Genomic DNA, 13,808 nt, shown 5'->3' on the forward strand with positions numbered 1-13,808 from the left:
TTCCCGGTCAGTGGAGGCGCATTATAGGGAGTTCTCAGAACGCCGCAACCCCTAATTTCAATATTTTTTCCGACCGTTGAATGTTTAACCAAAACGCTCTTAAACAGGCAGTTTTTTCAACGATTTAAAGCCATATCCCTGCAGAACGGGCAATAAAGCGTCAGTGTCTTCATTTAACGCCATGCAATACGCCAGATTATCTTCCTGCGTAGACACCAGATTTTCCTGTGTCGAGATCAACCAGGCGGTACGACGGGCGATTGCCGCGCCGGAATCGATCAGCCGGGTTCCCTCAGGCAACACCTGCATTAACTCTTCTGCTAATAAAGGGAAGTGGGTGCAACCGAGAACTACGGTATCCGGCGGCTCACGCATGCTCAGCCATGGATGCAGGATTTTCTTCAGCGTTGGCAAGGGTACGGCTTCGCCATGCAGCTTGGCTTCTGCCAGTTCCACCAGCTCTGAGGACCCCAATAGCTCAATTTTGCAATCGGTGGCGAAGCGGGCAATCAACTCATGAGTATAGGTGCGCTGTACGGTACCGCGGGTAGCCAGCAGGCCGACAACGCCATTGGCGGTCAGACGGGCGGCAGGTTTGATGGCAGGTACCACACCAACGACCGGGAAGGTAAAGCGTTCACGTAAGGCCGGTAAGGATACGGTACTGGCGGTGTTACAAGCGATGATGACTATCGCCAGAGGATGGCGCTGCTGCACCGCACTGACAATCTCCAGCACGCGTTCAACAATAAACTCTTCGGATTTCTCACCGTAGGGAAACGCCACATTATCGAAAGCGTATATATAGTGGAGGTCCGGCAGCAGTTGCCGAACCTCTTGATACACCGATAACCCGCCGACGCCGGAATCAAATACCAGTACCGTCGGACGGGTCTTCGCGGTGGTGTTAGAAGGTATAGCTTCCAGTGAGGTAGTATTCTCTTCCTGGAGTAGCGTAGCCATAAGCCGTCTCATAATCTTTATCAAACAGGTTGGCGATTCTACCACGAACTGTCAGATGAGATGTGACCGGATACGAAACTGCGAGATCCCACAGGCTGACGCCACCAAGTTTGACGCTTTGCTCGGGGTAGGTGCTGTAGTCTTTGTCATAGCGCTCCCCCAGGTATTGATAGGTGACCGCCCAGTCAAAATCATAGACCTGCCAGTCCAGCTCATACTTCACCTGCTGTTTGGCGCGACGCAGCAGCACTTCGTTGGTTTTGGCATTGCGTGGGTCGACATAGTCGTAGCCGATATGGTGGGTTAACGGCCCGGTATCAAACGAAGCCGTGGCTTCTATACCTTTAATAGTAGCCTTGCCGATATTGTAATAAACGTAATTGGTCTCCCCAGTGGAATCAATCAGGTTATCAATATCGTTACGGTAGCCGGAAACGCGCCAGGTCACTGGACCTGTCAAACCTTCAAAACCGCCTTCCCACTGTTTACTTTCTTCCGGCTTCAAATCGGTATTATTACCAAAGTTGCCATACAGCTGGCCCATATTTGGGGCTTTAAACGCCGTACCATAGGAAGCAATAAAGCGGTACCCTTCGACAAACTCCCAGCCCGCGCTGGTTTGCCAGGTACCATGCCAGCCGAATTCAGAATGATCGTCACCACGCACCGCCCCTTCCAGGGTTACCGGGCCAACCAACTGCTGAGCGGTCAGATAGATACCGGCGTTACGCTGACTTTTCTCACCGTTGACCGTAGTGGAGTTCGGCTTGATCTCCTGGTGTTGCCAATCAACCCCTGAGCTGACCGTCCCCTGGCCCAACTGCAGGGTATTCCCCCACTGCAGGTTGTATTGCTCTGAATCCACCAAACTTGCCGAACTGTCATGCATACCCAGTCGAGGATCGTAATCATAATCCTTGCTATGGCTATAACTGCCAATCAGTTGTGTCGCGTAGATACCTTCTTTATAACGCAGGCCGGTATCCCAGGTCTGACTGTACAGCTTGCGGGTATCTACCAGTGGGCTGGTCGGGGAGGAATAATATGCATCGTAAGCCGTACGGTTGTCATAACCATAACCACGCACAAAGCCGCTAATGGCCTCATTGAACTGATGGTCAACAGCGCCGTACAGCGCTTTACTCATGTAGCCATCGCGATCCTGCTGGCTCTGCATACCGGTACTGCCGTAAGCCACTACATCATAGCCTTTGGTATAGGTATAGTTGCCGGCGAGCGTCGCCACCGTGCTGTCACCCAACTGTTGCTGAGTGGAAGCGTCATAGGCCTGATAGCCGTTTGAACCCATACCGGCAGAAAGCGTAGTGCCGTTCTTTTCACGGGTGGTAATAATGTTCACCACGCCACCGATGGCATCGGAACCATAGACAGCCGAACGCGGTCCGCGAATATATTCGACTTTCTGCACCAGCGAAATCGGGATCTGGCTGAGGTCGGAGGAACCACTGATACCGGCCTGGTTAAGGCGAATACCGTCGATCAGCACCAGGACATGGCTGGAGTTGGTACCGCGGATAAACAGCGAGCTTTTTTGTCCCAGGCCACCATTCTGCCCAACATCCACCCCCGGCAGACGGCGCATCACATCGGTCAGGCTTTTTGCCTGCCAGCGGTCGATTTCGTCACGGGTAACGACAGAGGTGGGTGCCAGCACGGAAGAAACCGGCTGTGGGAAGCGGTTGGCGGAAACCACCAGGTCATCGCTGTTATTGGCTGTGGTGTTGTCTTGCGCCCATCCAGAAAAAGCCGTGATGGAAGAAACCACCGCCAGCAGTGTATTTTTTGTAATTGTCATGAAAAAGCATCCAAACTTAATTGGCGGATGCCGCAGGATCATGGCCGGTATTTCGCGACGGCCACGGACATTGCGACGTAACACCGGCAGGTCTTCGGGCTTGGGAGTTGCAGGTAGCCTGTGAGCGACCAGCACCGGGCGATGACTTCCCATCCTGCAATGGACAGTGTCTGCGTAAAACGCTATCGCCGTGACTTCCCCTTACCGCTGCGCGTCAGCTCCGGATTCGAACCGGATTCCCTTTTCACTCGCTGCTTGAGGCCGGACGACAATGCTACGATCAATGTAAATAGATGTCTAGACTGCTATCAGTGTTACAAATAATAAACACGACAAAACTGGACTTCACGGACTGATTCCCTACAATCCCCGCTGATCAATTTTGCCTGACGAGAAGAAACATGACGCCCGAGAATTTGCCTATTGAACGTTACGATGACCAACTGGCGGAGAAAACTGCCCGGCTGAAAACGCTGATGTCTCCGTTCACGGCACCCGAGCCGGAAGTGTTCCGCTCGCCGGTAAGCCACTACCGCATGCGCGCCGAATTCCGCATCTGGCATGATGAAGACGAGATGTACCACATCATGTTTGATCAGCAGACCAAACAACGCATCCGCGTCGACAAGTTTCCTGCCGCCAGTGAATTGATTAACCGCCTGATGAGCGCCCTGATCGCTGCCATCAAGCCGGAGCCGATTCTGCGCCGTAAGCTTTTCCAGATTGACTACCTGTCGACCCGCAGCGGCAAAATCATCGCCTCACTGCTGTATCACCGCAAGCTGGACGACGAATGGCAGCAGCAGGCAGAAAAGCTGCGTGATGATCTGCGCGCGCAAGGCTTTGACCTGCAACTGATTGGCCGCGCGTCTAAAATGAAAATCATGCTGGATCAGGATTATGTAGACGAAGTGCTGCCGGTTGCCGGCCGCGACATGATCTATCGCCAGGTGGAAAACAGCTTCACCCAGCCGAATGCGGCGCTGAATATACAGATGCTGGAATGGGCGCTGGACGTCACCACCGGTTCTAAAGGCGATTTGCTGGAGTTGTATTGCGGTAACGGTAACTTCTCTTTGGCATTAGCGCGTAACTTCGAGCGGGTTCTGGCTACCGAAATCGCCAAACCTTCGGTCGCTGCGGCACAGTACAATATTGCGGCCAACCAGATCGATAACGTGCAGATTATCCGTATGGCAGCGGAAGACTTTACCCAGGCGATGAACGGAGTGCGTGAGTTTAATCGGTTGAAGGGTATCGATTTAAGCAGCTATAACTGCGAAACCATTTTCGTCGATCCGCCACGCAGTGGGCTGGACGATGAAACGGTGAAAATGGTGCAGGCCTATCCGCGTATTTTGTATATCTCATGCAACCCGGAAACGCTGTGTGCCAATCTGGAGACCTTGCAGCAAACCCACAGCATCAGCCGCCTGGCGCTGTTCGATCAGTTCCCGTACACCCATCACATGGAATGCGGCGTGCTGTTGGAAAAACGCGTCTAATCTGACAGGGGCGCCATTATTGCTGCGCCCCTGCTTTACGCCCATCAGGCCGGCGTATTCTCATCCAGCGCCTTGCGCGCCTTCAGCTTGATACCAATCCAGAACACCAACGCCACGGAAATAATCGCCGGCAGGAAGTTAGAGCCAATCTGCGGGTATTCGGCCCGGACGATCGCACTGTACAACAACACCCCCAACAGGAAGGTTGCTGCGGCCAGCTTGGGCATGCCGTCCGGCATCGCACGGTGCAAATAACGCTGGTGCAGACAGTAAACCGCCAGCACCAAAGTCAGGATAGGGAAAATCGAAAACGGCACCACCGAGCTGAACAACGCGGCGAACGAACCGTTGATCGAGAGGCCGGCAATCAACGCCAGCAGTAAGGTGCCATTCTCACGGCTTGGTTTTTCCATCGCTTTCTACCTTTTATACGTGGGATACAGAAGCTTTTTCTTGTTGGCGGCGATACCAATAATAAGCACCTTTGGAAATCATCCGCAGTTGCAGCACTAAACGTTCCTCAAGCCGACGCCGTTGTTCGATATCGATATCCAGCGCTTCAGCACCGGCGCTAAACACGATGGTCACCATGGCTTCCGCCTGCGCTTCGGTAAAACTGCGCGGCATATGGTTTTCCAGCTCGAGGTAATCTGCCAGTTCGGCGATAAAATGTTGGATCTCACGCGCTACTGCCGCACGGAAAGCCGCCGAGGTACCGGAGCGCTCACGCAACAGCAAACGGAAGGCGTTGGGATTATTGCCGATAAACTCCATAAAGGTGGAGACCGAGGTGCGGATCACACTGCCGCCCTTGGCAATACGCTGGCGTGCCTGACGCATCAGTTGCCGCAGCATCAGGCCGCTCTCATCAACCATGGTCAGCCCCAGCTCATCCACGTCACGAAAGTGGCGGTAGAATGACGTCGGTGCGATGCCCGCTTCACGCGAGACTTCACGCAGGCTCAGGCTGGCGAAGCTGCGTTCGGCGCTTAGCTGGCTGAAGGCCGCCTCGATGAGGGAACGACGCGTCCGTTCTTTTTGTTGTGCTCTGACGCCCATATGCATATCCAGATAAGATCCATTTTGTCAGTCTAACGCCGTAGACCCGGCAATATAGCAAATTTTATTGCAACAGCATTTATACAAACGCGCCCTGTCACAGTTTCCGCCTGCACCATTTGTGCTTTGCCTCAAAAAGCCTAATGGTGATTGGGCACTCAGCGCTATGATGTTAAGATACCGTTGTAATTTTGTAATTAAGACAGGTCTCTCCCCTATGCAACAGCACTATCAATTTGATGCCATAGTTATTGGCTCGGGCCCTGGTGGTGAAGGTGCCGCTATGGGGTTGGTGAAACAGGGCGCCCGCGTGGCCGTTATCGAACGGTACAATAACGTAGGCGGCGGATGTACCCACTGGGGTACCATCCCGTCCAAAGCCCTCCGCCACGCCGTTAGCCGCATTATCGAATTCAACCAGAACCCGCTTTATAACAACTCACGCACGCTCAGCGCGACATTCCCTGATATTTTGCGCCATGCCGATAACGTGATTAACCAGCAAACCCGGATGCGCCAGGGATTCTATGAGCGTAACCAATGCAAGCTGTTTGCCGGCGACGCACGCTTTATCGACGCCAACACCGTCAGCGTCAGCTATATGGATGGCACTCAGGACACTATCCGCGCCGACCATATCGTCATCGCCTGCGGTTCGCGCCCTTACAATCCGTCGAGCGTCGATTTTAACCATCCGCGCATTTACAACAGCGATTCAATCCTCGAACTGAACCACGAACCGCGCCACGTGATCATTTATGGCGCCGGGGTTATCGGCTGCGAATATGCATCTATCTTCCGCGGGTTGAACGTGAAGGTCGATCTGATCAATACCCGCGATCGCCTGCTGGCGTTCCTCGACCAGGAAATGTCAGACTCACTGTCTTACCACTTCTGGAACAACGGCGTGGTGATCCGTCACAACGAAGAATTCGAGAAAATCGAAGGCACCGACGACGGCGTGATTGTTCACCTGAAATCCGGCAAAAAAGTGAAAGCGGACTGCCTGCTGTATGCCAACGGCCGTACCGGTAACACCGACTCGCTGGGGCTGGAGAACGTCGGTCTGGAGTCAGACAGCCGTGGCCTGCTGAAAGTGAACAGCATGTACCAGACTGCGCTGTCGCACATTTATGCCGTGGGTGACGTAATTGGTTATCCAAGCCTGGCATCTGCCGCTTACGATCAGGGCCGTATTGCCGCGCAGGCGATTGCTTCAGGCGAAGCCAGCGGGCATCTGATTGAAGACATCCCGACCGGTATTTATACCATTCCGGAAATCAGCTCCGTCGGTAAAACCGAACAGGAACTGACGGCGATGAAGGTGCCGTATGAAGTGGGCCGCGCCCAGTTCAAGCATCTGGCGCGTGCGCAGATTGCCGGGATGAACGTCGGCAGCCTGAAGATCCTGTTCCATCGCGACACCCTGCAGATCCTCGGGATCCACTGCTTCGGTGAGCGTGCGGCGGAGATCATTCACATCGGTCAGGCGATCATGGAACAGAAAGGTGAAGGCAATACTATCGAGTATTTCGTTAATACGACCTTCAACTATCCGACCATGGCCGAAGCCTACCGGGTGGCAGCGCTGAACGGCTTAAACCGCCTGTTTTAGCGTGGTACCCAGGTAGTTTTGCATGTGCTCGCGGATCGCCTCGGCCAATTGCTCATAACGACTGCGCAATGGGGAGCCGGGGCGGTACACCAGCGCAATGGTGCGCTTGGGTTCAGGTTTATAACAGTCGAGATAGCACACGCCGTCACGCTCACGCTGTGGCGGCACCGCCAATGAAGGCAACAGCGTAATACCACTGCCCGCCGCCACCATATTGCGCAGCGTTTCCAGGCTGGTCGCCCGGAAATGGGTATCCTCGTCGGCACCGGCCTGGAAGCAAAAGCCCATTGCCTGATCGCGCAAGCAGTGCCCATCTTCCAGCATCAGCAGTTTTTCCCCTGCCAAATCCGGCATCGCCACACGGTCACGCTGCGACCATGGGTGATCGGAGTACACCGCCAGCTTCATTGGCTCATCAAACAACGGCACTTCGATAAAGGCTTCGGTTTCCTTCACCAACGCCAGGATCGCACAGTCCAGTTTACCGCTGTCGAGTTGCGCCAGCAGCTGTTGGGTTTGCGCCTCATGCAGGTACATTTCCAGCTTGGGGAAGGTTTTGTGCAGCGTAGGGATGATCTGCGGCAGCAAATAAGGCCCGACGGTCGGGATCAGGCCGATATGCAACGGCCCGGACATGGCTTCGCCCTGCTGGCTGGCCATCTCTTTCAGAACTTTGACTTCGCGCAGCACGGTACGCGCCTGCTCCACCAGCAACAGGCCCGCCTGGGTAAATAACACCTTGCGGCTGGTGCGCTCGAGCAACATCACACCCAGTTCGTCTTCCAGCTTGCGGATCTGCCCACTGAGCGTGGGTTGGCTAACATGGCATGAATCGGCGGCACGGCGGAAATGCCGGTGCTCGGCCAAGGCGACCAGGTACTCTAAATCACGAATATTCATTGTTTCCCTCCAGACCACGATAGCTCATGGCGATAGATAAGATAGCAATGAGCGATTAGATCTATCAACCCCCGGCGGCAATAATGTGTCCCATCAAAGCGGCATAACGCTGAAAGCTAAAAATTATTTTTCCTAATTAAGGGGTTAATTCATGTTTACCAGTCAAGAAGGCAAAAAAGTTCCTCAGGTGACCTTCCACACCCGCCAGGGTGACCAATGGATCGATGTGACTACCAACGACCTGTTTAAAGATAAAACCGTCATCGTATTTTCACTGCCGGGCGCGTTCACTCCGACCTGCTCTTCCAGCCATCTGCCGCGCTACAACGAGCTGTCCAGCGTATTCAAGCAGCACGGCGTTGACAACATTCTGTGCGTCTCGGTGAACGACACCTTCGTGATGAACGCCTGGAAAGCCGATCAACATGCTGAAAACATCACCTTCGTGCCGGACGGCAACGGTGAATTCACCAAAGGCATGAACATGCTGGTCGAGAAAGCCGATTTGGGCTTTGGCCCACGCTCATGGCGTTACTCGATGCTGGTGCGTAACGGCGTAGTGGAAAAAATGTTTGTCGAGCCCAACAAGCCGGGCGACCCGTTTGAGGTGTCTGACGCCGACACCATGCTGAAATACCTGGCGCCAGAATTCAAAGTGCAGGAGTCGGTTTCGCTGTTTACCAAGCCGGGCTGCCCGTTCTGCGCCAAAGCCAAACAAATGCTGCAGGAACGTGGCATTCAGTATGAAGAGATCGTACTGGGTCAGGACGCGACGACCGTCAGCCTGCGCGCCGTCAGCGGCCGTGCCACGGTACCGCAGGTGTTCATCGGCGGCCGTCATATTGGCGGTAGCGATGACCTGGAAAGCTTCCTGTCAGCCTGATTTATAAGTAATAACAAAGCCAACGTGAACTTTTGGCGGGCTCCGGCCCGCCCTTTTTTTAGCTTTCAGGAGCGGATATGAAACAGTTGAATGTTGACGTCGCCGTTATCGGTGGCGGCACCGCCGGTCTGGGCGCCTATCGCGCCGCCAAGCTTTCGACTCCCAGCGTAGTCATGATTGAGGGCGGGGCCTACGGCACCACCTGTGCCCGCGTTGGCTGCATGCCATCAAAATTGCTGATTGCTGCCGCCGAGGCGGTGCATCAAATCGAGCGTGCGCCAGGCTTTGGCGTATATCCCGCCGGTAAAACCACCATTAACGGTCGTGAAGTGATGGACCGCGTCAAACGCGAACGCGACCGTTTCGTCGGCTTTGTATTGGAAGGTGTCGACGAGATCCCGGCGGCCGACAAAATTAGCGGTTACGCCCGTTTTATCGACGACAACACCCTGCAGGTGGATGAACATACGCGCATCGTGGCACAGCGCATTGTTATCGCCACCGGTTCCCGCCCAAGCTGGCCCGCGCCCTGGAATACACTGGGTGACCGACTGATCGTCAATGACGACGTCTTCAACTGGGATGATTTACCGCAGTCGGTCGCGGTATTCGGGCCAGGTGTGATTGGCCTGGAACTGGGTCAGGCGCTGCATCGTCTCGGGGTTGAGACCAAAGTGTTTGGCGTTGGCGGCGCCGTCGGCCCGTTGACTGACAGCACGGTACGCAACTACGCCGCTAAAACCCTGGGCGAAGAGTTCTATCTTGATGCCGATGTGAAAGTGGAGATGATGCAGCGCGAAGGCGACAAAGTGTTTATCCGTTATCAGGATTTACACGGCAAGACGCAGGAGATCATGGTGGATTATGTGTTGGCCGCCACCGGTCGCCGACCGAACGTCGATAATCTGGGCCTGGAGAATACCGGCCTGCTACTCGACGTTCGGGGCGTACCCCAGGCCGATCGCCTGACGATGCAAACCAGCGTGCCACATATCTTTATTGCCGGTGACGCCAGCAATCAACTGCCGCTGCTGCACGAAGCCAGCGATCAGGCGCGCATTGCCGGTAGCAACGCCGGCAGCTACCCGGAAGTCGCGCCGGGCCTGCGACGCAGCGCGATCTCGGTGGTATTCTCCGATCCGCAGATTGCCATGGTCGGTTCCACCTTCCGTGAACTGAGCGAGAAATTCAGCGCCTGTGGCTGTTTTGAAATCGGTGAGGTGTCATTCGAGAACCAGGGGCGTTCACGCGTGATGCTACGTAACAAAGGTATCCTGCACGTCTACGGCGAACAGGGCACCGGACGTTTCCTCGGTGCAGAGATGATGGGGCCGGAGGTTGAGCATATCGCCCATCTGCTGGCCTGGGCGCATCAGCAGCAAATGACCATCAATCAGATGCTGGACATGCCGTTTTATCATCCGGTGATCGAAGAAGGTCTGCGCACCGCGCTGCGCGATCTGCAGGCCAAGCTTAAACTGGGTGAGGCCGAGGCGGAACGCTGCCAGCGCTGCCCGGGCGAGTAATCTTTCTAAAAAAAAAGGGCGCAGTTCTGCCTATGAACTGCGCCCTTGATACTGAGTAACCTAATTAAGCCAAGCGTTGTTTCGCTGCGGCGATCGCGCTGGCGACCTGCTGAGGAGAAACGCCGCCTTTGGCCGAGCGCTTATCCAGGCAAGACTGCAATGCCAGGATCGGGTACACATCGTCACCAATCACTGCGCTGAATTTCTGCAAATCAGTCAACGGCAGGGCTTCCAGCGCCTTGCCCTGACGAATGGCTTCCACTACCGCTTCACCGACGATATGGTGCGCCTCACGGAACGGCACGCCTTTGGCGACCAGATAGTCCGCCAGTTCGGTCGAGTTGGCGTAGCCCTGCTCCGCCGCTTCTTTACAGCGCGGACGTTTCACCTGGATACCATCCAGCACCAGCGCAGCCATCTGCAGGCAATCCATCCAGGTATCAAGCGCGTCGAACAGCCCTTCCTTGTCTTCCTGCATGTCTTTGTTATATGCCAACGGCAGGCCTTTCAACGTCATCATCATACCGGTCAATGCACCCTGCACGCGGCCACATTTGCCACGGATCAGCTCCAGTGCATCCGGGTTTTTCTTCTGCGGCATCAGCGATGAGCCGGAGGTCACACGGTCAGACAGATCGACAAAGGCTGCTTCGCCACTGTTGAAGAAAATCAGGTCTTCGGCAAAGCGCGACAGGTGCACCATGCTGATAGAAGCATTGGATAACAACTCCAGCACGTGGTCGCGGTCGGAAACGCTGTCCAGACTATTACGGGTGGCCGAGGCAAAGCCCAGCCAACCGGCCAGTTGTTCACGGTCGATCGGGTAGGCGGTGCCGGCCAGCGCACCGCTGCCCAATGGGCTGACGTCCAGGCGCTTCAGCGTGTCCTGCAAACGGCTTTCGTCACGCGCCAGCATTTCCACATAGGCCAAGCACCAGTGGGCAAAGGTCACCGGCTGCGCACGCTGCAGGTGGGTATAACCCGGCATCACCGCGTCTTGATTGGCTTCGGCAGTTTCCACCAGCGCCTGTTGCAGCTGCACGATGGCCTGATGCAGTTCGCCGATCTGCTGCTTGCACCACAATTTCAGATCGGTCGCGACCTGATCGTTACGGCTACGGCCGGTGTGCAGTTTTTTGCCCAGATCGCCGACTTGGTCGATCAGCTTCTGCTCCACCCAACTGTGAATATCTTCTGCATCGCTGCTGAGAATCGCCTGCGGATCGGCCTGCACTTCTGCCAACAGCCCGTTCAACGCCTGCTCAAGCTGCTGCTGCTCGGCTGCCGTCAATACGTTGACGGTGACCAGCGCTTTCGACCAGGCCACCGAACCCACAATGTCCTGTTCCGCCAGGCGATAATCGAAGCGCAGAGAATCGTTTAATTGTTTGAACCGCTGATCTGCCGCCTGACTGAACCGTCCGCCCCAAAGTGCCATACCTTACTCCTGATTTTTATGCGAATAGGGGCGCAGCACGCTGCGCCCCTATCAAGTCACGCCGAATAATTAATAAGTTACTTGTTCTTGATCTCGTTCAGCGCGCGAATGCGTGAAGAGAGTGAGAACAGACGGATAAAACCGCCCGCGTGGCTGTGATCGTAAACTTCGTCTTCGCCGAAGGTCGCGAACTCTTCGGAGTACAGGCTGTTGGCGGATTTCTTCTGAATCGCCGTCACCTGGCCTTTGTACAGCTGCAACACCACTTCACCGTTAACTTCTTCGGCCAGCGCTTCGGCGGAAGCCTGCAGTGAACGACGCAGTGGAGCAAACCAACGGCCATCGTATACCACGTAAGACATTTCCAGGCCCAGTTGCTCACGCCATTTGAAACTGTCGCGATCCAGCACCAGCTGTTCAACGCCACGCAGTGCCGCCACCATAATGGTGCCGCCCGGGGTTTCGTAGCAGCCGCGGGATTTGATGCCTACCAGACGGTTTTCTACGATATCAATACGGCCCACGCCATGCTTGGCACCCAGCACGTTCAGGGTTTCCAAACATTTGTACGGGCTAAGAACTTCACCGTTAACCGCCACTACGCAGCCTTTCTCTACGGTGATGGTCACTTGCTCAGGCTGATCCGGCGCTTCCTGCGGATCGACAGTCCAGACCCAGCAGTCTTTGTTCGGTGCGTTCCACGGGCTTTCCAGCACGCCGCCTTCGGTAGAGATATGCCAGGCATTCTCGTCACGGCTGTAGATTTTTTCCAGCGACGCGGTGGTCGGGATGTTGCGCTCTTTCAGGTAGTCCAGCAGCGCTTCACGGGAACGCAGGTTCCACTCACGCCAAGGGGCAACCACTTTCAGATGTGGGGCCAGTGCGGTATAGGTGGTTTCGAAACGCACCTGGTCATTACCTTTACCGGTTGCGCCGTGGCACACCGCGTCAGCACCCACTTTCAGCGCCAGTTCAACCTGCGCTTTAGCGATAATCGGGCGCGCCATGGAGGTGCCCAGCAGGTAGCTGCCTTCATACAGGGCTCCGGTCTGCAGTACCGGGTAAACGTAATCACGGATGAATTCTTCACGCAGATCAACCACGTGGCACTCAGAGGCACCGGATTGCAGGGCTTTTTGCTCCACACCTTCCAGATCGCTGCGCTCCTGGCCGATATCCGCCACGAAGGCTACCACTTCGCAGCCGCCGTAGTTTTCTTTCAGCCAGGGAATGATGGCCGAAGTGTCCAGACCGCCAGAGTACGCCAGAACGATTTTTTTGATGCCTTGGTTTTGCATGGTCTTTTCCTTTTTAATTCTATATTTAAGCGAGGATCCGGGTGCCAATTGACACGCCGTTAAACAGTGCAGGAAGCTGATCGGCATGGCGCCAACTGGCGATATCTACCGGGCGACCGAGGGTGCGGGCCGCATCGAGCGCCGCATTCACCTTCACCACCATACCATCAGTGATGATGCCCTGGGCAATCAGTTGTTCCGCTTTTTGCGCCGTCATTTCTGCGATGCGTTGCCCTTTTCCATCGAGGATGCCACTGACATCCGACAGCAGGATCAAATCCGCACCCAGGGTGGCGGCCAGAGCCGTCGCCGCCTGATCGGCGTTCACATTCATTAACTGCCCATCGGCGGTAATACCGATGGAACTGATCACCGGCAAATAACCGGCGCCCAGCAGGGTATTGAGCAACAGCGGGGAGCCCGGTTGCGCATTGCCCACGTGGCCCAGCGCTGGATCCAGCGGGGTGACAGTCACGCTGCCGCCGTCCGCCAGGCTCAGGCCAACCGCGTTAATCTGGTGCTTGATGGCCCACGCCAGCAAGGTTTTGTTGGCGGTGCCGGCCAGCGCGCCGGTAATAATGTCAATCTGATCGGCCGGGGTCACACGCAGGCCATTCTTCTTCACCACCGGCAGGGAAAGCTTTTTCATCAGCTCATCGACCAGGCAACCGCCGCCGTGAACGATCACCAACGGGCGCTGATGCTGCTGACGGTAGCTGTCCAGTGCGGTAAACAGACGCTCCAGCGCCTCTTCACTGTCTAATAACACGCCACCTAACTTGATAATTAACGGATTCATCGCTGT

General features: G+C 55.5%; 12 protein-coding genes and 1 riboswitch. Of the genes, 4 read left to right on the top strand and 8 right to left on the bottom strand.

Annotated features, from left to right (window positions below; translation table 11 throughout):
- Positions 1–99 precede the first annotated feature (99 nt).
- Together murI and btuB are read right to left on the bottom strand one after the other, a co-directional pair.
- Positions 100–963 carry a glutamate racemase gene (murI, locus tag ACNT1W_RS01295; RefSeq protein WP_012147443.1) on the bottom strand — a complete coding sequence of 288 codons (864 nt, stop codon included), beginning with the start codon at positions 961–963 and terminating at the stop codon, positions 100–102.
- The gene (gene btuB / locus ACNT1W_RS01300; protein ID WP_012147444.1) at positions 908–2,779 is read right to left on the bottom strand and encodes a TonB-dependent vitamin B12 receptor BtuB; all 1,872 of its coding nucleotides are present in this window, start codon (positions 2,777–2,779) and stop codon (positions 908–910) included. Before btuB ends, murI begins: the two co-directional genes overlap by 56 nt.
- 67 nt (positions 2,780–2,846) lie before the next feature.
- Positions 2,847–3,060, bottom strand: a riboswitch (cobalamin riboswitch).
- A gap of 120 nt (positions 3,061–3,180) precedes the next feature.
- Between btuB and trmA the strand changes: the two genes are divergently transcribed.
- On the top strand, positions 3,181–4,284 hold the full coding sequence (trmA, locus tag ACNT1W_RS01305; RefSeq protein WP_012147445.1) for a tRNA (uridine(54)-C5)-methyltransferase TrmA: 1,104 nt from the start codon (positions 3,181–3,183) through the stop codon (positions 4,282–4,284).
- A 44-nt stretch (positions 4,285–4,328) separates the two neighbouring features.
- Here the strand turns inward: trmA and ACNT1W_RS01310 are convergent, their stop codons facing one another.
- Complete coding sequence (locus tag ACNT1W_RS01310) at positions 4,329–4,697, bottom strand: YijD family membrane protein (RefSeq protein WP_012147446.1); 369 nt, start codon at positions 4,695–4,697, stop codon at positions 4,329–4,331.
- A 13-nt stretch (positions 4,698–4,710) separates the two neighbouring features.
- Positions 4,711–5,343, bottom strand: coding sequence for an HTH-type transcriptional repressor FabR (fabR, locus tag ACNT1W_RS01315; protein WP_041418829.1), 633 nt, complete (start codon positions 5,341–5,343; stop codon positions 4,711–4,713).
- Between the two features lie 217 nt (positions 5,344–5,560).
- Here fabR and sthA point away from each other — a divergent pair, with 217 nt between their 5' ends.
- Positions 5,561–6,958, top strand: coding sequence for a Si-specific NAD(P)(+) transhydrogenase (sthA, locus tag ACNT1W_RS01320; RefSeq protein ID WP_012147448.1), 1,398 nt, complete (start codon positions 5,561–5,563; stop codon positions 6,956–6,958).
- Here sthA and oxyR read toward each other — a convergent pair.
- Complete coding sequence (oxyR, locus tag ACNT1W_RS01325) at positions 6,941–7,858, bottom strand: DNA-binding transcriptional regulator OxyR (protein WP_012147449.1); 918 nt, start codon at positions 7,856–7,858, stop codon at positions 6,941–6,943. The genes sthA and oxyR overlap by 18 nt on opposite strands.
- Positions 7,859–8,009: 151 nt before the next feature.
- Between oxyR and ACNT1W_RS01330 the strand changes: the two genes are divergently transcribed.
- Positions 8,010–8,741, top strand: a complete 732-nt coding sequence (locus tag ACNT1W_RS01330) for a glutathione peroxidase (protein WP_012147450.1) — start codon at positions 8,010–8,012, stop codon at positions 8,739–8,741.
- A 77-nt stretch (positions 8,742–8,818) separates the two neighbouring features.
- Positions 8,819–10,267, top strand: a complete 1,449-nt coding sequence (locus ACNT1W_RS01335; RefSeq protein ID WP_012147451.1) for a dihydrolipoyl dehydrogenase — start codon at positions 8,819–8,821, stop codon at positions 10,265–10,267.
- A 64-nt stretch (positions 10,268–10,331) separates the two neighbouring features.
- Here ACNT1W_RS01335 and argH read toward each other — a convergent pair whose 3' ends face one another.
- From argH to argB, 3 genes are all read right to left on the bottom strand, one after another.
- Complete coding sequence (argH, locus tag ACNT1W_RS01340) at positions 10,332–11,705, bottom strand: argininosuccinate lyase (protein WP_419246313.1); 1,374 nt, start codon at positions 11,703–11,705, stop codon at positions 10,332–10,334.
- 77 nt (positions 11,706–11,782) lie between these two features.
- Entirely contained in the window at positions 11,783–13,003 is a 1,221-nt protein-coding gene (locus ACNT1W_RS01345) for an argininosuccinate synthase (RefSeq protein WP_115183540.1), read from the bottom strand.
- Between the two features lie 25 nt (positions 13,004–13,028).
- Positions 13,029–13,802, bottom strand: a complete 774-nt coding sequence (gene argB / locus ACNT1W_RS01350) for an acetylglutamate kinase (protein WP_012147454.1) — start codon at positions 13,800–13,802, stop codon at positions 13,029–13,031.
- Positions 13,803–13,808: the final 6 nt, after the last annotated feature.

Origin of the sequence: Serratia sp. NFX21, assembly GCF_048517035.1 — a bacterium.
Taxonomy (GTDB): domain Bacteria; phylum Pseudomonadota; class Gammaproteobacteria; order Enterobacterales; family Enterobacteriaceae; genus Serratia; species Serratia quinivorans.

What these genes read in the sequence shown, in the direction of transcription:
- ACNT1W_RS01310 (WP_012147446.1), bottom strand. Translation starts at nt 4,697, where the DNA reads ATGGAAAAACCAAGCCGTGAGAATGGCACCTTACTGCTGGCGTTGATT.
- ACNT1W_RS01335 (WP_012147451.1), top strand. Translation starts at nt 8,819, where the DNA reads ATGAAACAGTTGAATGTTGACGTCGCCGTTATCGGTGGCGGCACCGCC.
- fabR (WP_041418829.1), bottom strand. Translation starts at nt 5,343, where the DNA reads ATGGGCGTCAGAGCACAACAAAAAGAACGGACGCGTCGTTCCCTCATC.
- ACNT1W_RS01330 (WP_012147450.1), top strand. Translation starts at nt 8,010, where the DNA reads ATGTTTACCAGTCAAGAAGGCAAAAAAGTTCCTCAGGTGACCTTCCAC.
- oxyR (WP_012147449.1), bottom strand. Translation starts at nt 7,858, where the DNA reads ATGAATATTCGTGATTTAGAGTACCTGGTCGCCTTGGCCGAGCACCGG.
- sthA (WP_012147448.1), top strand. Translation starts at nt 5,561, where the DNA reads ATGCAACAGCACTATCAATTTGATGCCATAGTTATTGGCTCGGGCCCT.
- trmA (WP_012147445.1), top strand. Translation starts at nt 3,181, where the DNA reads ATGACGCCCGAGAATTTGCCTATTGAACGTTACGATGACCAACTGGCG.
- argB (WP_012147454.1), bottom strand. Translation starts at nt 13,802, where the DNA reads ATGAATCCGTTAATTATCAAGTTAGGTGGCGTGTTATTAGACAGTGAA.
- argH (WP_419246313.1), bottom strand. Translation starts at nt 11,705, where the DNA reads ATGGCACTTTGGGGCGGACGGTTCAGTCAGGCGGCAGATCAGCGGTTC.
- murI (WP_012147443.1), bottom strand. Translation starts at nt 963, where the DNA reads ATGGCTACGCTACTCCAGGAAGAGAATACTACCTCACTGGAAGCTATA.
- ACNT1W_RS01345 (WP_115183540.1), bottom strand. Translation starts at nt 13,003, where the DNA reads ATGCAAAACCAAGGCATCAAAAAAATCGTTCTGGCGTACTCTGGCGGT.
- btuB (WP_012147444.1), bottom strand. Translation starts at nt 2,779, where the DNA reads ATGACAATTACAAAAAATACACTGCTGGCGGTGGTTTCTTCCATCACG.